The sequence below is a fragment of the Moraxella cuniculi genome (genome assembly GCF_900637105.1).
GTDB classification, from domain to species: domain Bacteria; phylum Pseudomonadota; class Gammaproteobacteria; order Pseudomonadales; family Moraxellaceae; genus Moraxella; species Moraxella cuniculi.
Genome location: NZ_LR134343.1, coordinates 107362 through 125594, shown reverse-complemented (window position 1 = coordinate 125594; position 18233 = coordinate 107362). Strand labels below are relative to the sequence as shown.

20 protein-coding genes are annotated in these 18233 nt (G+C 44.2%); 11 read left to right on the top strand and 9 right to left on the bottom strand.

From position 1 onward, the window contains the following. Positions 1–25: 25 nt before the first annotated feature. Entirely contained in the window at positions 26–1180 is a 1155-nt protein-coding gene (gene queG / locus EL162_RS00605) for a tRNA epoxyqueuosine(34) reductase QueG (protein ID WP_076555663.1), read from the bottom strand. After that, a complete protein-coding gene (locus tag EL162_RS00600) occupies positions 1173–1553 on the bottom strand; it encodes a hypothetical protein (RefSeq protein WP_126329387.1) in 381 nt (126 codons plus the stop codon). Before EL162_RS00600 ends, queG begins: the two co-directional genes overlap by 8 nt. Positions 1554–2165: 612 nt before the next feature. Between EL162_RS00600 and EL162_RS00595 the strand changes: the two genes are divergently transcribed. The 9 genes from EL162_RS00595 to EL162_RS00555 all read left to right on the top strand — a co-directional run bounded on the left by EL162_RS00595 (position 2166) and on the right by EL162_RS00555 (position 9455). Continuing rightward, on the top strand, positions 2166–3890 hold the full coding sequence (locus EL162_RS00595) for an acetolactate synthase 3 large subunit (RefSeq protein ID WP_197719002.1): 1725 nt from the start codon (positions 2166–2168) through the stop codon (positions 3888–3890). Beyond that, complete coding sequence (ilvN, locus tag EL162_RS00590; protein WP_076555667.1) at positions 3890–4405, top strand: acetolactate synthase small subunit; 516 nt, start codon at positions 3890–3892, stop codon at positions 4403–4405. Before EL162_RS00595 ends, ilvN begins: the two co-directional genes overlap by 1 nt. Positions 4406–4502: 97 nt before the next feature. Continuing rightward, a complete protein-coding gene (locus tag EL162_RS00585) occupies positions 4503–5384 on the top strand; it encodes a DMT family transporter (RefSeq protein ID WP_197718980.1) in 882 nt (293 codons plus the stop codon). Between the two features lie 88 nt (positions 5385–5472). Next, entirely contained in the window at positions 5473–6495 is a 1023-nt protein-coding gene (ilvC, locus tag EL162_RS00580) for a ketol-acid reductoisomerase (RefSeq protein ID WP_126329383.1), read from the top strand. Between the two features lie 78 nt (positions 6496–6573). After that, positions 6574–7113 (top strand): helix-turn-helix domain-containing protein, encoded by a 540-nt coding sequence (locus EL162_RS00575; protein WP_126329381.1) that lies wholly within the window; start codon positions 6574–6576, stop codon positions 7111–7113. Beyond that, positions 7032–8012, top strand: a complete 981-nt coding sequence (locus EL162_RS00570; protein ID WP_126329379.1) for an IS3 family transposase — start codon at positions 7032–7034, stop codon at positions 8010–8012. The genes EL162_RS00575 and EL162_RS00570 overlap by 82 nt, the downstream gene beginning before the upstream one ends. Before the next feature lie 105 nt (positions 8013–8117). Next, positions 8118–8387: a hypothetical protein gene (locus EL162_RS00565; protein WP_126329377.1), complete on the top strand. Its 270-nt coding sequence runs from the start codon at positions 8118–8120 to the stop codon at positions 8385–8387. 132 nt (positions 8388–8519) lie between these two features. Continuing rightward, positions 8520–8939 (top strand): hypothetical protein, encoded by a 420-nt coding sequence (locus EL162_RS00560; protein ID WP_227543412.1) that lies wholly within the window; start codon positions 8520–8522, stop codon positions 8937–8939. A 303-nt stretch (positions 8940–9242) separates the two neighbouring features. Next, the gene (locus EL162_RS00555) at positions 9243–9455 is read left to right on the top strand and encodes a cold-shock protein (protein ID WP_076555524.1); all 213 of its coding nucleotides are present in this window, start codon (positions 9243–9245) and stop codon (positions 9453–9455) included. Between the two features lie 122 nt (positions 9456–9577). On the opposite strand, the gene ruvC is transcribed toward EL162_RS00555, so the two are convergent. Continuing rightward, complete coding sequence (gene ruvC, locus EL162_RS00550) at positions 9578–10165, bottom strand: crossover junction endodeoxyribonuclease RuvC (RefSeq protein ID WP_076555523.1); 588 nt, start codon at positions 10163–10165, stop codon at positions 9578–9580. Between the two features lie 132 nt (positions 10166–10297). Here ruvC and EL162_RS00545 point away from each other — a divergent pair, with 132 nt between their 5' ends. Next, positions 10298–10873: an FxsA family protein gene (locus tag EL162_RS00545; protein WP_126329375.1), complete on the top strand. Its 576-nt coding sequence runs from the start codon at positions 10298–10300 to the stop codon at positions 10871–10873. A 565-nt stretch (positions 10874–11438) separates the two neighbouring features. On the opposite strand, the gene EL162_RS00540 is transcribed toward EL162_RS00545, so the two are convergent. The 3 genes from EL162_RS00540 to murD all read right to left on the bottom strand — a co-directional run bounded on the left by EL162_RS00540 (position 11439) and on the right by murD (position 15612). Beyond that, on the bottom strand, positions 11439–12833 hold the full coding sequence (locus EL162_RS00540) for an MATE family efflux transporter (protein ID WP_126329373.1): 1395 nt from the start codon (positions 12831–12833) through the stop codon (positions 11439–11441). Between the two features lie 5 nt (positions 12834–12838). Next, positions 12839–14065, bottom strand: a complete 1227-nt coding sequence (locus EL162_RS00535; RefSeq protein WP_126329371.1) for an FtsW/RodA/SpoVE family cell cycle protein — start codon at positions 14063–14065, stop codon at positions 12839–12841. 134 nt (positions 14066–14199) lie between these two features. Then, positions 14200–15612, bottom strand: coding sequence for a UDP-N-acetylmuramoyl-L-alanine--D-glutamate ligase (gene murD / locus EL162_RS00530; RefSeq protein ID WP_126329369.1), 1413 nt, complete (start codon positions 15610–15612; stop codon positions 14200–14202). Positions 15613–15857: 245 nt separating this feature from the next. Between murD and EL162_RS00525 the strand changes: the two genes are divergently transcribed. Continuing rightward, positions 15858–16196: a P-II family nitrogen regulator gene (locus EL162_RS00525; RefSeq protein WP_126329367.1), complete on the top strand. Its 339-nt coding sequence runs from the start codon at positions 15858–15860 to the stop codon at positions 16194–16196. Positions 16197–16275: 79 nt separating this feature from the next. Here EL162_RS00525 and EL162_RS00520 read toward each other — a convergent pair whose 3' ends face one another. From EL162_RS00520 to EL162_RS00510, 3 genes are all read right to left on the bottom strand, one after another. Beyond that, positions 16276–16641, bottom strand: a complete 366-nt coding sequence (locus EL162_RS00520) for a DUF2147 domain-containing protein (protein WP_076555517.1) — start codon at positions 16639–16641, stop codon at positions 16276–16278. 260 nt (positions 16642–16901) lie between these two features. Next, positions 16902–17153: a hypothetical protein gene (locus EL162_RS00515; RefSeq protein ID WP_126329365.1), complete on the bottom strand. Its 252-nt coding sequence runs from the start codon at positions 17151–17153 to the stop codon at positions 16902–16904. Positions 17154–17236: 83 nt separating this feature from the next. Further along, positions 17237–18205 (bottom strand): DNA/RNA non-specific endonuclease, encoded by a 969-nt coding sequence (locus EL162_RS00510; RefSeq protein WP_227516568.1) that lies wholly within the window; start codon positions 18203–18205, stop codon positions 17237–17239. Positions 18206–18233: the final 28 nt, after the last annotated feature.

Sequence of the window (18233 nt, the reverse complement as noted above, 5' to 3'; positions counted from 1 at the left end):
CAAAAGATTGTCAGATAAACAGGCTTTATACAACCGATAGGGCGTGTAGCTGCTCAATTGCCCATAGAATATGCTCATCAAGCATCTCATTGTCGCCAAGTCGCTGGGTGAGGGCATTTAGCACCGTGTTTAATGCGTGCCGATCGGTTGGCTGACAATTGCCCAAAGCGATGGCGGTGTTACGCAACAAGTGCAAATATCCCGTGCGTCTTAGTGGCGACCCTTCAGTTTTTGTCAAAAATTCCGCCTCGCTCCATTGCCAAACATCAAGCAGCCAAATATCATCAAGCCCATGCCGTGGAGCATAATCAGCCACTGTGCTGATTTTGGCGTAGCGATTCCATGGGCAAATCAGCTGGCAATCATCACAGCCAAAAATACGATTGCCAATGGCTTTGCGATATTTATGATCAATACTGCCTTTGTGCTCGATGGTCAGGTATGAAATGCACGCGGCAGCATCAAGCGTATGCGGTGCAATAATCGCCCCTGTTGGGCAGATGTCAATACAGGCACTGCAACTGCCACAGTGCGATTTGGTTGCGTGCGGTTGATTTTTTTCTGCCAAATCCAAGCTAATAAACAACTCGCCGAGATTAAAAAATGAGCCTGCTTGGCGATTGATGAGCAAAGTATGCTTGCCTGTCCAGCCAAGGCCAGCGGCATCAGCAATGGGGCGTTCAAAAATCGGTGCCGAATCACTAAACGGGCGAAAAACAAAAGGCTTGTCAGCCCCAATGTGTAAATGTTGCCAGTTGGGCAGTTCATTCTCTATGGCGATGGCAAGTTTTTTTAGCTGCTGACGCACGGTTTTGTGATAATCACGCCCTCTGGCATAACGAGCGATGATGGCATGGTTGGGACGGTGATTATCCTCAACGCAGCGAGGTGTGGGCGTTGTGTGCAGATAGTCCATGCGGACGCTGATGATGGTTTTGGCGTGCTCAACCAGTTTGTGTGGATTGGCACGCAGTTCATGATTTTCGTGCAAAAAATCCAAAGTGCCGTTTAGCCCTTGATTTAGCCATTGTTTGAGAGCTTGGGTTTGTTGGGCAAACAGTGGGTGATGCACACTCAAAAATCCACAATCAGCAAAACCAAGCTCTTGTGCTTTTTGGCGAATCCATGCTCTTACTTCGGCGATGTCATCACTTGGTTGCATGGCAATCAAATCAGTCATAACAATGCTCGGTGATGGCTTGGCGTATCTGTATGATTTTATTATGAATTTGCTCGCTGCTCAGGAGAACCCTATCGCCTGTGGCACTCACTTCGTAGACTTCGCCACCTGTTTGTAGCGTTTGTAAATTGCTTGTCAAATATTGGCAAACGCTGCGGCGATCTGGCTGGGCAGGATTAAGATGATGCACGCGAACTTGCTCAAACGCCGCATTAATTGGTGGCAACTGGCTATAACGCACCTCGCCGAACTGCCCTGTGCTTTTGTAGGCGTTGCCTGCATGACAAACACCAGCCAAAAAAAGCACGGCAAGCATGATAATTGATGCTTGAGTGTGCCTATTGTTTTTGGTGCTTGCCTGCCAAATAACCATGCCAACATACCTACCGAGTCAATCTGTCAATATTGTACCATCGTCTTGGGCGAAAATCATCGTTGTTTGATACTTTATCGCCAGATGGGCAGTGTGCGATGATGAATCAATGCCAAGATATAAATATTAGTTATGATAATTTTATAAACCATAACAAATATTTTGCTATAGCCAAACAAAAAAGCAAGAAAAAATGGCTTGGCAATCGATTGCTTTTCAGGTAAGATAGGGACATATTTTGGATGTATAACAACATCGTTGGTCGGCGTAGCATTTATCAAAGGCTGCGTTTGTGTGATTGGTGCTATCAAATTACCGTTTGATGACGCAAAATCATACATTGCAATAAGACTTATCGGTCTGCAAGACACAAGAAATTTCTCCATGCTTTCTTGTTTGGATTAGCTCCAATTCTCTTGCCTTGCCATAAGTTATTGCACCAGTAGAGCGGCATTGATGCTGCATTCATTTTGTTACAGCTTGTTAGCAAAAGGATAATAACTTATGAGTCAAACCACCCAAGCCCCAAATATGACAGGGCATACCCAAACCAAAGACGCTGCTGCACATTTTCGTGCATTGCAACAAGCACTGGCAGATGGCAAGACAGTGATGATGTCTGGTGCCGAAATGTTGGTTCAGGCATTGATTGATGAAGGGGTTGAATATATTTTTGGCTACCCTGGTGGGGCGGTTTTGCATATTTATGATGCCTTATTTAAGCAGGATAAGATTGAGCATATTTTGGTACGCCATGAGCAGGCAGCTGGACACATGGCAGATGCTTATAGCCGCACAACGGGCAAAACAGGCGTGGTGCTTGCCACATCAGGGCCGGGTGCAACCAACACAGTAACAGCAATTGCCACAGCTTTTATGGACTCTATTCCGATGGTGGTGTTGTCAGGGCAGGTGCCAAGCAGCTTGATTGGTGATGATGCGTTCCAAGAGTGTGATATGGTTGGTATCTCTCGCCCAATTGTTAAGCATAGCTTCCAAATTCGCCATGCCGAAGAGATTCCAGCAGTTATCAAAAAAGCCTTCTTCATCGCAGCTTCTGGACGACCCGGTCCTGTGGTGGTTGATATTCCAAAAGACATGACCAATCCAAGCGATAAGTTCGTCTATCATATGCCAGATGCGGTCAATATTCGCTCATACCAACCAACGCACAAAGGGCATGGTGGTCAAATCAAAAAAGCCATTGATACTTTGCTTGCTGCCAAGCGTCCTGTATTGTACTCAGGAGGCGGTGTGGTGCTTGGCAATGCCAGTGAAGAATTACGCCAGCTTGCTGATTTATTGCGACTGCCAGTAACAAATACATTGATGGGGCTGGGGGCATATCCTGGTTCTGGCGAGCAGTTTCTTGGTATGCTTGGTATGCATGGCACTTATGAGGCGAATATGACTATGCACCATGCCGATGTGATTTTGGCAGTGGGGGCAAGATTTGATGACCGTGTAACAAATAATGTCAAAAAATTCTGCCCAAATGCAACCATCATTCATATTGATGTTGATCCTGCCAGCATCTCAAAGACCATCACAGCACATATTCCGATTGTTGGTGATGTGAAACCAGTGCTGACTGAGATGCTTGCTTTGCTGCAACAAAGCGATCAGCGACTTGATGAACACGCACTAAACGACTGGTGGCAGCAAATTCATGAATGGCGTAAGCGGCACGGTCTGCGTTATGGCGATGATGACGCTGCAGCTGAGCTACATGGCATCAAACCGCAGCATGTGGTTGAGACTTTGTACAAGCTCACCGATGGCAAGGCGATTATCACCAGTGATGTCGGTCAGCACCAGATGTTTGCCGCTTTATATTATAAATATGATGAACCTCGCCAATGGCTAAATTCAGGTGGTCTTGGTACGATGGGCGTAGGCCTGCCTTATGCAATGGCGGCAAAATTGGCTTGTCCTGAAAAGACAGTGGTCTGTATCACAGGCGAAGGCTCAATTCAGATGAATATCCAAGAGCTATCCACTTGCCTGCAGTATAACTTGCCTGTGAAGATTTTGAATCTTAACAATGCCCAATTGGGCATGGTTAAGCAGTGGCAAGATATGCTGTACGAGGGTCGCCATGCCCAAAGTTACATGAAATCTCTGCCAGATTTTGTCAAACTTGCCGAAAGTTATGGGCATAAGGGCGTCAAAATCACCAATCCTGCAACAATGGAAAGCGAGCTAAAAGCCGCTCTTGAGATGGACGGATTGGTATTTATTGATGTTTATGTGGACAGAGGCGAGCATGTGTATCCAATGCAGGTTGCTGGTCAGTCTATGCGTGATATGTGGTTATCAAAAGGGGAGCGTACCTAATGTCAGGTCAATTACAAAAGCATCTTATTTCTGTATTGATGGAAAACGAAGCAGGGTCGCTGTCTCGTGTGGTGGGGCTGTTCAGTCAGCGTGGCTATAACATTGATACGCTCAATGTTGCCGCAACCGATGATCCAACCATTTCTCGCTTGACGCTAACAACAATCACTACGCATGACAAGATTGAGCAAATCACCAAGCAGTTGCACAAATTGATTGAGGTGGTAAAAGTACAAAACCTATCCGATTTAAGCGGTGGCAATCACATTGAGCGTGAGCTAATGCTGATTAAAGTGCGTGCGATGGGGTCGCACCGAGAAGAGGTCAAACGCAGTGCTGATATTTTCCGTGCCCAAATTGTTGATGTCAGCCCCAATTTGTACACCATCTTAATCACAGGTGATGCAGACAAGTTGGACGGCTTTATTGATGTGATTGGTCGCGATAAAATCCTAGAAGTGGTACGCTCTGGGGTGATTGGCATTGCACGAGGCGAGCGAACTTTGAGTTTGTGAGCGTATAGTAATGACAAAATTCTTAAAACCAAATTTAACCAAAGAGCAAAAGCCAATTCTTCAAATGGCATAAAAAGTTTTGATATCGGATTAACCCATGATGTTTGATACAAGCTTTATTAAAAAAGCCGAAATGTATGCTTTGATTGCCGCCATCTTAAATGGGCTAATTGGGGTATTCACTAGGCTAGCGTTTGAGTTTGATAATGAATTATCACCAAGTGCCTTGGCTTTTTTTAAATGTTTTTTTGCCTTTTTGTTGGTCGCTGTAGTCTGTGTTATTCAGCCAAAGCGTATTAACAAAGTAGCTTTGCTGGCAAAACAGTGGTATAAATTTGCCTTGCTGAGCTTTTTGGGTATTTTTTGTTTGTATTTTTTTGAAACTTGGGCTTTTAGCAAAGCGTCCATTCCCTTGGTTTCGTTTTTGACCTATGCATCAGGTGTGGTAACTTTATTATTGGCGATGCTATTTTTAAATGAAAAAATAACCAGCCATAAAATGATTGCGTTTGCCAGTATTATTTCTGGTGTGTGCCTTCTTTTTTTATTTGAGCAAGGCGTTAGTGGTTCTATTTGGGGTATGGTATTGGCTTTGTTGGGTGGCCTTGGCTACTCGCTATTTATTTTTTTATCAAAGGTCTTAAGCATTGGCAGTGGTTTGGCACAGCTTTTTTGGTTATTTGCCTTTGGTAGTGTTTATTTGTTTTTGCCTTGGTATGCTCAAGGAATGCAACTGCCAAGCGGCATGGCTTGGCTGATGATCGCTTGCCTTGTACTGTTACCAACTATTGGTGGGTTTTATTTTACAACCAAGGCGGTGCAATACGGACAGGCTAGCAAAGTACAAATCATTGAGACATCAGACCCGATGTTTGCAACCTTATTTGCATTCGTTGTTTTTGGTGATACATTAGGGTGGTTTGGGTATCTTGGAACTGGTTTTATTTTGTTTGGTTTGTTACTATCCGTTAAAAAATGACATATTATTAAGCATGGCAATGCTCATTGGTTAATGAGACTGCTTTTATTAAACCCGCCCAACAGGGCAAACCATTAAGGAAACTCGTATGAGCTTAAATATCTATTATGACAAAGATTGTGATTTGTCTATCATTCAAGGCAAAAAAGTTGCCATCATCGGCTATGGTTCGCAAGGCCATGCTCACGCTTTGAACCTAAAAGATTCAGGCGTTGATGTAACTGTGGGCTTGCGTCAAGGTTCAGCGTCTTGGAAAAAGGCTGAAAATGCTGGGCTAAAAGTTGCCGAAACTGCCGAGGCGGTCGCTGGTGCTGATGTGGTGATGATTTTAACCCCTGATGAGTTTCAGCGTCAGCTTTATAAAGAAACCATCGAGCCAAATATCAAGCAGGGTGCAACGCTTGCCTTTGCTCACGGTTTTGCCATTCATTATAACCAAGTTGAGCCACGAGCCGACCTTGATGTGATTATGGTTGCCCCAAAAGCCCCGGGTCATACCGTGCGTTCTGAATTTGTCAAAGGTGGCGGTATCCCTGATCTTATCGCTGTATGGCGTGATGTGTCAGGCACAGCCAAGCAAGTTGCTCTATCTTATGCCTCAGGCGTGGGCGGTGGCCGCTCGGGCATCATCGAAACCACCTTCAAGGACGAAACCGAAACCGACCTATTTGGTGAGCAAGCCGTATTGTGTGGTGGTGCGGTTGAGCTTGTCAAGATGGGCTTTGAGACTTTGGTTGAGGCAGGTTATGCTCCAGAGATGGCGTATTTTGAGTGCTTGCATGAGTTGAAATTGATTGTTGATTTGATGTACGAAGGCGGTATCGCTGACATGAACTACTCAATTTCTAACAATGCAGAATTTGGCGAATATGTAACAGGTGTTGAGGTTATCAACGACCAATCTCGTGAAGCGATGCGTAACGCGTTGAAGCGTATCCAGTCTGGCGAATATGCCAAGATGTTTATTGCTGAAGGTCAGCTTAACTACCCATCAATGACCGCTCGCCGCCGCAATAATGCTGCTCACCCAATTGAAACCACAGGTGTCAAGCTGCGTGCGATGATGCCTTGGATTGGTGGCAATAAGATTATTGACAAAGAGAAAAACTAATCGCTCTTATAATAACCGCCCATTTGAACCGCACCCCAAAAGTTAGACATTCCACTACTAACTCTTGGGGTGCTTTCTATGGCAAAATACACACTTGATTTCAAGCTGTCTGTGATGGCCTATTATCAAAACAATCACAGCTACAAACGTACAGCAAAACATTTTGGTTTAGACCACAAAACAGTAGAGCTTTGGGTCAAACTCTACCAAACACACGGTATTGATGGTATTAAAAGACGAAGAACCAAAGCCATCTATGACACCACCTTTAAACTTAACGCTGTACAACAAGTTCTTCTTGGCAAATCTTTGACACAGCTTGCCATAGAGCTTAATCTACCACAACCTGCTTTACTGTCAAACTGGTTAAAGTCCTATCAAAGCTTTGGTATAATGGGACTTACTCCCAAACCCAAAGGCAGAAAAGCAATGTCAAACAAACACAACACCAATAAAGACAAAACAACCAAAAACAAATCAACAAGCAAAACCAAGCCACAAGATGATGACTATGCCAAACTTCTAAAACGCCTAGCATACTTAGAAGCAGAAAACGACTACCTAAAAAAGCTCGATGCCTTAATTCGTCAAAAGGAACAATCAAAGAACAAGTCCTGATTGTTCAAGAATTAAGGCATAAACACCCTCTAAAAGATTTGTTGGTAATCTCAAACCTGCCAAGAAGTGTGTTTTATTACCACATTCGTCAAAGTACAAAGCCTGACAAAGACCAATTCCTAAAAGAACGCATTAACCACATCTACCATAAGCACAAAGGCAGATATGGGTATCGTAGAATTACCTTAGAACTCAACCATCAGCTTAACAATCAAGGTCTTGTCATCAACCACAAAAGAGTGCAACGCTTAATGCAAGCAATGGGCTTGAAATCCAAAATCAGACAACGAAAATACAAAGCCTACTCCTCTTATCAAGGGGAACACCAAGACAAGATTAAAGACAATGTCCTACAAAGAGACTTTAAAGCCACAAGACCCAATCAAAAATGGTCAACTGATGTAACAGAGTTTAAGGTGCAAGATGAGGCACAAAATGGCATAATCACAGAGAAAAAACTGTATCTATCGCCCATCATAGACTTGTTTAATGGCGAGATTGTCAGTTATGCTCTCAATGAACGACCTACTTATGACTTGGTTAATGAGATGTTAAGTAATGCTTTATCTAAACTAAGACCTAATGAAACACCCATCATTCATTCAGACAGAGGCATACACTACCAACAGTATCATTATCAACAAACTTTAAAGGAACAAGGCTTAATCCAAAGTATGTCAAGAAAGGGTAATTGTCTTGATAATGCAGTCATTGAAAGTTTCTTTGGGACACTCAAACAGGAAATCTTTTATGAACAAACCACTTTCACATCCATCAATGAGCTTAAAACAACGATTGATGAGTACGTTCATTATTACAATTATGATAGAATAAAGACCAAACTAAAAGGACTAAGTCCTGTCAGATACAGAAGCTTAGTCCTTGGTCAAACCACTTAGCTTTATCAACCTAACCTTTAATCTTGTGTCTAAGATTTGGGGGTCGGTTCATTTGGGCGGTTATTTATTGACTGATAGGCGGTGAGATTATATTAAGGACAAGTAATGCAAACGCCTGATTTATTGACCAAAGCAGGTGAGCTGTTGCCCAGTTTGGTTGTTGGGGGTAAATTTATCAACACTGATTTTGATGCCTATTATCATGACGATGGGCTGGGCGTGGTGATTGTCCTGCCACAAGGGAAGCTGTACTATGCACCGCAGTATTTTGATCAGGTTGTCAGTGATGATTATTTGCATCATCTGCTGGCGTGTGAGGGCAGTTGCAGTATTATTGGCAGCACAGTATCCCAAAACAGGCAAACTGCACGATGAGCCGTGTCAATCTGACCTTTAGAAATGTTCTTTATACCAAGCCCTAATGTGTACAATCACCAATCAACCTGCTACAATGAAGCTTTGGAAAATTAATACGAATCTTTTTGTGATTATGATGATTGGCGATGTATGACAATGATGGATTTTACTTTAGAAAATATTTTTGTTATTTTAAGTTTTTTTATTTCTTGGTTGGTGATGCTTGAGTCTTTTTTGCTCGAAAAAAATGGCGGCAAATTACCGCTTGATAATCAGCCTTTTATGATTGCCAGCCTAATGAGTTCTGCTTGGTCGGTTGCCAGTTTGCTGGCTTGGTGGTTGCTTTCGTTCACAGGGCTTGGTTTGGTGGTTGTGATTGTTTATCCGCTGTATTCGCTATTGGGATTTATTTATTCGACAGTGCTGATTCGTGATGCCAAGGTATTGCGACCAGAGGATTTGGTATTGCCTGTGAAATATTTGCATTTTTGTAGATCGTTTGGCTTGGTGTATATGTTGCTATGTCTGTGTGCCTTGGCAGAGCGTATGGGTATGCTACAATTGTGGTAAAATATTTGTTCAATTAAAAATAAAAAAATCACTTTTTTGGACAAATATTTGCTATAATGCCAATCATGGTATTTGTGTGCCGAGCAGTAGGCTGATTATCAGCGGTTGCAACCACAAAAATTCGTTGGTATCAAGCATTCTTTACTAAACCAGTAATTTTCTTTGAATGGTTCATAAAGATGGGGAAACCTGCCTGTTATCCCGATTGTTGTTGTATGTTTTTACATAAATAGCATAGTGGCGTTTTACGCTTTTTATTCATTCAAATTACGCTTTTTATTCATTCAAATAAGGAAAATGACTATGTCAGAGAAAGTTTTTGGTACGGTAAAATGGTTCAATGAATCAAAGGGCTTTGGCTTTATTGCCCAAGACAATGGTGGTCAAGATGTGTTTGCACACTACAGTGCCATCACAGGTTCAGGATTTAAAACCCTAAACGAAGGTCAAAAAGTATCGTTTATCTTAACAGAAGGTCAAAAAGGCCCGCAAGCTGAGCAAATCGAAAAGCTATAACCGACAACTTGCCAGAATGATAAACACACCCCACAGTATTTCACTTGGGGTGTTTTTTGTTAAAGTGGTTGTTTGCTGCAAGTGGGTCTTGTATGAGATTTGATTTGTGTTGGCATTTTGGGCTAATGTTGTCTTAGTTGTAGCAAATCTTGCTCGCTTAGTCGCCAGCGTCCCTTTTTCTTACTGCCTTTGTTGCTTGTGGCACTGATGCCAAGCAGTTTATTGACCGAATGCGATGAGTGAGCATGGCAGATGGCACAAGCCAACCCATCGGCAGCATCGACTTGTGGAATAACCTGCAGGGATAGAATACGACAAACCATCGCGGAGACCTGATCTTTGTCCGCTGCACCATAGCCACAGACTGCTTGCTTGATTTGTCTGGCGGTGTATTCGCTCACAGGCAACTCTAGTGCTGTTAGGGCAGCGATGGCGGCCCCTCGTGCCTGACCAAGTTTTAGGGCAGAATCTGGGTTTGATGCCATAAACACCTGTTCAATGGCAGCTTGCATGGGCTGATTGCTGTATTTTTGATAATGCTTCACAATGCGTGAAACGCCTGCAAAAATTTGGGCAATGCGTTCGGTGATGTCGCTGCTGTTTGTGCGGATTGTACCTGCATCTAGGAAGGTTAATTTGTCATTTTCGCTGCTGACAATGCCATAGCCTGTCAGTCGTGAGCCGGGGTCAATGCCGATGATAAGGGTCATAACTGCCTATTGTGCGTTAGGGTGAATGTTTTTTGGACAAAATGACGATTATTGGCTTGAAAATTTGCCAATCGCCCTGATTTTCTGTTAGTATAGCGTATTTTATCTATTTATTAAATAAGGAGAAAGGGCATGGGTGCAGTGGTCGGCATTGCCTTGGTTTGGTTTGTGATTGAGATGTTGCTTTGGTATCTTGCTGCACAGTTTTTTAGCGGTTGGTATGTGTTTTTTTGGTTCATTGCCGCTGCCGTGTTGGGCGTGATGATGATTAAAAAAGCCGCAGGCACGCTAAACCCCATGGCACAGCAAATGAAAGCCATGCAAAATGGCGTAATCCCCAATCCTGCCAACCAACCTGCCGAATCCACTGTGGCAAAATCGGTCGCCACAGGCTTGGCAGGCGTGCTGTTGCTGTTGCCGGGGTTGTTAAGTGATGTGATTGCTGTGGTGCTGTTATTGCCAGTTGTGCAACGCAAATTAACCAATGCTGCCAAAAATTACGCCCTAAAAAATCAGGACAAAATGATGCAAATGATGGCAAAACAAATGGGCGGACAGAGTCCATTTGGGGCGATGGGTGGTATGAATAGCCCATTTGGCAAGGGCATGGATGGCAATCCATTCGCCAAAGGTGGCTTTGGGACGACAGTTGATGGCGAGGCAAAAACGGTTAAAGACATCAAACGCATCAGTGCCAATGATGAGTAGCGTGCATTTGATGGTTTTGCTAAGTTTGGCAGTATTAAAAGATTGATACTGCCAAATTTTTTATGCAGCTTGGCCTGAGATGATGGATAAAGTTTATTTTTTATATTAATTAAAATAATTATTCAATTTATATAACTATATTGGCAGAATCTTTGCCTGATAAAGACAATTGAGATAAGTGGCAGATTTAGCAGCTGTTTGCACGGATTTTTGTCAAAATTGCTATGCTTTTTATCAGTAATCGCAACTATTTTCAAGCCTTGTCCAAAAATCACAATCGCATCAAGGGCATGGTATTTTATGCAATTTAAATTTTGGCAAAATCCAGTTTGTTTTGGCTGGGTGCGTCATTTAATCAAAGTGCTTGGCAAATGGCGTGGATCTGGATTGCACCGCACCGTTCTTTACACTGTGGTTATTGTTAATAAATGCTGATTTATTCATTGAAATTTATCTGCCATATACCGCTTGCAATAAAAATAACAATTTAAAATTTCTTATAAGTTCTATGCAATCTTGCAACAAAAATAAATTTGCCAGCGATTGTGCTGATGAAGTGGTGCTGCTAGATGGTGCGTGTGCGTGCTTGCGTAATGACTTTTTGGCTGTGGATTGACAGATACCACAATAGACAAATGGCAGCGATGGAAAGCGAGCCAACCAGTGCCGTCCAAAAGCCATAAATCCCCATGTTTGCACGAAATGCTAACAAATACCCCGGCAGCAATCCACAACCCCAAAAGGCGATGATATGGATAATCATCGGCACGGTGGTAACTTTGTAGCCACGCAGAGCATAGCTTGCAACGCATTGTATGGCATCAACAAGCTGAAATGCCGCTGCATACAGCACAAGGCTGGCTGCCAGTGCGATGACGGCAATATCGTCAGTGTAGATACCAACCAGTGCATAGCGACAGCTAATGAGCAGCAGTGCCGTACCCACTGCGGTAACGACAGAAGAGCTGATGGCAACGCCAGAGATATAGCGAGCCCGTGCAAATTGCTCACGACCCAGCACAAAGCCAACACGAACCGTTGCAGCACTGCCAAAACTTTGTGGCAGCATAAAAATCAAGCTGGTCAGACTGATAACAACCTGCTGGGCGGCGACATAGTCCTCAGAATTGCCATCAAGTTTGGCAACCAAAAACATGATACAAGTAAATAAACTGACCTCAATAAAAAACGATAAGCCAATCGGCAGTCCTAAGCGTATCATTGCGTATAGTTGCTTGATATCAGGCGGGCTGAATTTGTCCATCAACCCAAAACTGGCAAAATGGCGATCTTTGATGATTAATAACCATAGCACCAAGGCATTTATCCAAAAAACAATGGCGGTCGCCAATCCACAACCAGCTCCACCCAAGGCGGGCAGCCCAAATTTGCCGTAGACAAATATCCAGTTAAGTGGAATATTAAGAAAAAAGCACAGCCAGCTGACCCACATGATAATCTTGGGGCGATTGAGGCTTGCAGCATAGGCGTTCAGCGAGCGGTGAATGGCAGCAGCTGGCATACCCAGACCGACAAACCATAGGTAATTTTCGGTAATGGAAAAGGTAGCGGGGCTGATATTTAGCCATGCACGAAATGGCTCAATCGCAAGCCACATCAGCATCATGCCTATCACTCCGATGATAAGACCCAGCCAGAGTCCTTGGCGACCCATTTCGCCAACTTCGTGCGTGCCTTTTGCCCCATAAAGCTGAGCAATCATGGGGTTGAGCGAGGTCATGACACCCATTAGCGTGATATAAATGGTAACAAAAACGCTGCTACCCAACGCAACTGCTGCCAAATCCGCTTTGCCAGCACCACCTGCCATCACAGTGTCAATAAAACTTGTACCAACCTGAGCCACTTGAGCCAAAAGCATTGGCATGGCTAGATAAATCAATGCTTTTAGTTCTTTTTTGTAGGTGGCAAACCGATAGCGATTAATGTCTAATAGCATGGCGTTTAATATTTGTCATTTTGTCGCTTGGCGTCAATGATGGGGCTTTGGTTTTCAACTTTTAATACAAATCCTATCATCATAAGCAGCACCACCAGTGATGACCCTCCGTAGCTAAAAAACGGCATGGTCAAGCCTTTGGTTGGTAGAAGCCCCATCGTCATGCCAGCATTGATAACAACCTGCCCAAAGATAATGATTGCAAAGCCAAATACCGTATAGCTAAGACGCAGCTGACGGCGTTTGAGTGCTTGCAGGCTGATTGCCATGATGCTAAGAACGATGACTGCCTCAAGCAGTAAAACAAAAACCACCCCAATAAAGCCCAGCTCCTCTCCAGTAACAGCAAGCAAAAAATCAGTATGTGCCTCAGGCAGCTGTGCGAGTTTTTGAATGCTGTCGCCGTAACCTGTCCCTGTCAAGCGTCCACGCCCATAGGCGATTAAACTGCGTACCAGCTGATAGTTTCGCCCTTGAACATCATCAAAAGGATTGCCAACAAGCGATAAAATTCGTTCACGGCGGTAGGGTTCAGCGATGGCAAAAATCCCCATTGCTGATAAAATTACTATTGCTGGGGATAGGTACTGTTTGCCTTGGGCACCGCCGACATAGACCATCACAAGCAAGGTTGCTGCCATCACCACTACCGAGCCAAAGTCTGGTTGATTCATTAGGAGATACATAACTGGCAGATACCATATCAGCAGTCGTGCACCTGTATAAATATTGCTGCGTATCTCAGCAGAGCGACGAACCACATAATCAGCGGTAACAAATACCATCACTGCCTTGGCAAGCTCAGCAGTCTGGAGATTGAATGGACCAAGTGATAACCAGCGTGTTGAGCCATTAATCTCTTCACCGATAAGTTTTGTCAAAATCAGCAGTATGAGAACCGTAGCCCACATGGTGAGGATAAAGTGAAAATGTTGCTTATAATAATATTTTATCGGTATTTTATAGATGGTGATTGCAGCCATGACCCCAATCGCAACATACCCCAGCTGTAGCCAAAAAAAACGCAACGGCTCAGCATAGCCCTTTGCACTGGCAAAAGGTATAGATGCGGAAGCAATCATCAGCAAGCTGGTGCAAATCAATAAAATTAAACTTGCAATGAGTGTGGTTCTTGGGTTAAATCTATCCGTTAGCCCAAAGATTTTATCAACCACTTTGTCCAATAGCTTATTGGTTGATTTGCCAAAAAAATTTTGTGAAGGGTGGTCCATAGCTGCGTGTTGTCAAATTGTCAGGTGGCGGTTAAACTGCCTATTATAACGATTTTTGCCAATAAAGTGGCGGTTTTTGAGCGATTTTTGGTTGTTTTGTGCATTATGTATGGTTTTTGGGCGTTTGGCGAGCCTCAAACCACGCCATCTGTTGTTTTGCTCTTTAAAGTGGCGACCAATTGAATAAATACTTCGCCCCTATGGCTGTAATTATTAAATTGGTCCATACTGGCACACGCAGGCGATAGCAGTACGGCTTGAGCATTGCTGCTGCTGGCTTGTGCCACTGCCTTATCCAATGTATCCACATGGTGCAATCTGTTTGCCAAGCCATCATCGACTGCCAACAAATCCTGCTTGATAAGCAGGGCATCTTTGCCAATCAGGTAAACCTGACAGACCCAGCGGTTAATAAATTCTGCCAACTCGCCGAAGTTTTGTCCTTTGCCCAACCCGCCCAAAATCAGTGCCAGAGATTGCTCGCCATAAACCGCCCCCAGCCCATCAATGGCAGCCAGTGTTGAGCCGATGTTTGTGCCTTTGGAATCGTTAAAATACGCCTTGCCAGCGACATTGTCCACATATTCACAGCGATGTGGCAGCCCCTTAAAATCACGCAAGGCTTGTAGCATGGCAGGCATTGGCAGACCTGCCGCCGTGCCTAATGCCAAGGCTGATAGGGCGTTTAGCAAGTTATGCTTGCCTTTGATTTTTAGCTCATCGGTGGCGATGAGCCGTGTGTTGTGATGGTGTAATGCCAAGCCCTGACCATCATCATATAAATAAAAGTCGGCAGTATTTGCCACAAATGAGCTATCGGTGCTGATGATGGTGGCATTGGTGCTAAGCGTAGCGATGGCTTGTTGGCATTGCTGTGCAAGATTGGCATCATCGTGGCAAATGACGGCGGTTTGGCAGTCTTCAAAGATGCGTAATTTTTGTGCCAAATAATCATCCATGCCATCATGGCGATCTAAATGGTCGGCAGAAAGGTTCAAAATGGTGGCTGCTCGTGCTGACAGTTGGCTAATATGCTCCAGCTGAAAACTGGACAACTCAAGCACCACCAGTGCCAAATTGTCAATATCCAGCAGCTTGAGTGCAGGCGTGCCGATATTGCCACCAACACCAACGCTAATGCCTGCGGTTTTTGCCATTTCGCCAACCAAAGTTGTTACGGTGCTTTTGGCATTTGAGCCTGTGATGGCGATGATGGGGATATCGTGTCCGTGCTGGCGGTGGTTTTTTAGGGCATCAATAAACAGCTGCACATCACTGATGACGCTGATGCCAAAAGCCTTAGCGGCAGCAACAGCTTCGATGCGTGGATCTATGCCGGGGCTAATGACGATGTAGTCAGCAGATAAGAGCAATTCCTTATCAATCGCTCCAAAGTGGCAGCTGACATCAGGCGGTAGCTGATTTGCCAATGCTGGCGATGGGTTGGTGTCGGTAACGGCGACACGATGACCATTTTTGCTCAAAAAATGCACTGCAGACAAACCAGAGCCACCCAAACCAACGACAACATATTTTTTGCTAGGCATAACATTTCCACTCGGCAATCATTTGATGTAGTATTTTAGCAGGTATTGTGGGCAGATGGTAGCGTTTGCTGGCATTGTTTGTTGTTTGCGGCATACAGCTGTGCTGTTGTCATTGATTTTGTGCTAAAATACAATCAGCCAACAAGTGATGCACGATTGTCAGGATTGATGGTTATTGTGTAATTTTGGCTGAAATTTTTAATTATTTTTTATATAATATGCCCAGCTAATCGCCAAGGATTTTTATGAAACTTATCTGTGCAATTATCAAACCATTTAAGCTCGATGATGTGCGTGAAGCACTTGCCGAAGTCGGTGCAACAGGCATTACAATCACCGAAGTGAAGGGGTTTGGTCGCCAAAACGGACATACCGAGATGTACCGAGGGGCTGAATATGTGGTGGATTTTTTGCCAAAAATCAAAGTTGAGGTGGCCTGTAGCGACCAGATGAGCGATGCGGTGATTGAGGCGATTATTAAGGCTGCTAATACAGGCAAAATTGGCGATGGTAAGATTTTTGTTACTCCACTTGAGCAGGTGATTCGCATTCGCACAGGCGAGCTTGATGAGAGTGCGTTATAATTGCTGATTTTTTGGCTTGACTGATTTGCCAAAAAAATACACTGCACATTGGCAGTGTATTTTGGGTGAGAGAGCTGGCTTATTGTTTTACGCCTGTTTGCGTGCCTGCGATGCTCTTGATGGTAATGCTGTTGCCATTAACTGTGATATTTACAGTACCCTTAATCGGTAGAGTAGGGTGAGCACCTTTGCCTTTGTACTTACCGCCACCTTCGTGTTTGATGGCAGATAGAACGGTCTTGCCTTCAGACTTTTTGGCTTTTTCGGTGATGCCTTTGGTCATCACGCCTTGATAGCTATCGCCAACTTTGGTGATGGTGATGATGGCTTTTTCTTCGCCTTTTTCGCTCATTTTCCATTTGCCAACGATGGCATCATTAGCAAAGGCAGATACTGATAGTAGTACGCCAGCACCCAATGCGAATAATTTGCTGCTAAGTTTCATAATAAACTCCTTTTTGTCTACCCAAGCTGGGCTGGGTTAGGATTGGCTGAAGTTAAGTTAAAATTTAACGATTTGATAGCATTATAACCAAGTTTTTGATAATTTGTAAACACTTGTTTTATATTTTTTGTTCGCTTTTTACATAAAAATGTGGCTATGTGCGACTATTTGTAACAAAAGGTTATTGTGCGGTTTGGGGCTTGATACAGGTCATTGATGCAGATAAAGTCATCTGGTTTGACTGGGCATTGCCACCAAAACTAGGCAAAAGGGTTATCAATTGTTTCGCTCTTTGGGGTGTGGTGTTCCTTGACTGCTGACTCGGCTGGCGATGTGGTCAAGGCATCAACCAATCGCTCGGCAAATGCTTTTAGGGCATGAGCCTGCTGTAATCCATCTGCACTGCGGTGAATAAACAGCTCACCATGCAGATAAATGCGGTCAAATCCGTTCTCGATACTTAGACCGTCAAGACTAAGCACTTCATGGTCATTGGCAAAGGGGCTAATCATCTCATCTCCATAATCTATTAGCTGGGGTTGTTGGTGTGTATTTGGCTGATTTGTCGGTTATTGATAAATTATTTGGCAAGTTGTTAAGCACGATTTAACAATTCCACCAGATAACGCCAAGCAGCATGAGCAAGTTGCAACCAGCTGTTGGCATTGGCTTCAAGCACTTGCTCGGCTTGTTTTTCGGTCATTGGGGCTGGCAGTCCATAGGCGGTATTTTGTATGTGCATGGGCAGCGTGGGCATGGCATTGATGCCTGTCATGCTGGCAAGTTCTGATAGGCTGATGATTTGGTATTTGCCAGTGGCATCATTGGGTGAAAAATACACACCAGCGGCGGATAGGCTTGGGATATAAACCGCCTTAAAAAAATGACTCGGTACCAGCACACGACCACCGATTCGCTCACTGGTTTTGCCCAAAAATGCCACGCCTGTAACCACATAAATCTCACCGTATTGTATTGCCAGTGTGCGAGTGGCGATCTCAATATGCCGCCAGACATTGCGGTTGTGTTCGCCATTTTGTGGGGCGATATTGGCAAGGCTAAAACTTGCGTATTGCGATTCGTTGTCTGCCATATCGCCATTGGGAGCGACATGCCCACGATCCAGCCCTGAGCGGCGATAATCCACCAGCTCGGCTCGCTCGGTGGCGGGCAAGCGTAATTCTGGGTGAAAATTATCCACGCGTGATAGTTGGCGTGCTTGCTGTATGCGTTGTTTGCTTAGGCGTGATGCCGACCACAGAGGTGTGCGAGCAACGCCTGAATGCAGCGTGGCAAAGCCTGAAAAACACAAAGGCTGTGCCAGTGTGCTTAATTTTTTGCCCGCTGTGCCAACCAGTGTGGGTGCGGTTTGTTGATAAAATTCATCGCGGCAGGTGTCAAATTGCCCATCGAATGAAATGCTGACAGCAGGTTGGGTGGATTCTTGGGCTTGATATAGTACATCACGGTTTTGGTTGATTGTTTGGGTGATGGTCTGTGTGATGGTGGTGGTTAGGTTGCTGGCAGTATTGGCAAGGCTTGGCTGACTGATACAGGCAGTCAAACAAACCCAAACAAGTCGCTTAAAAATT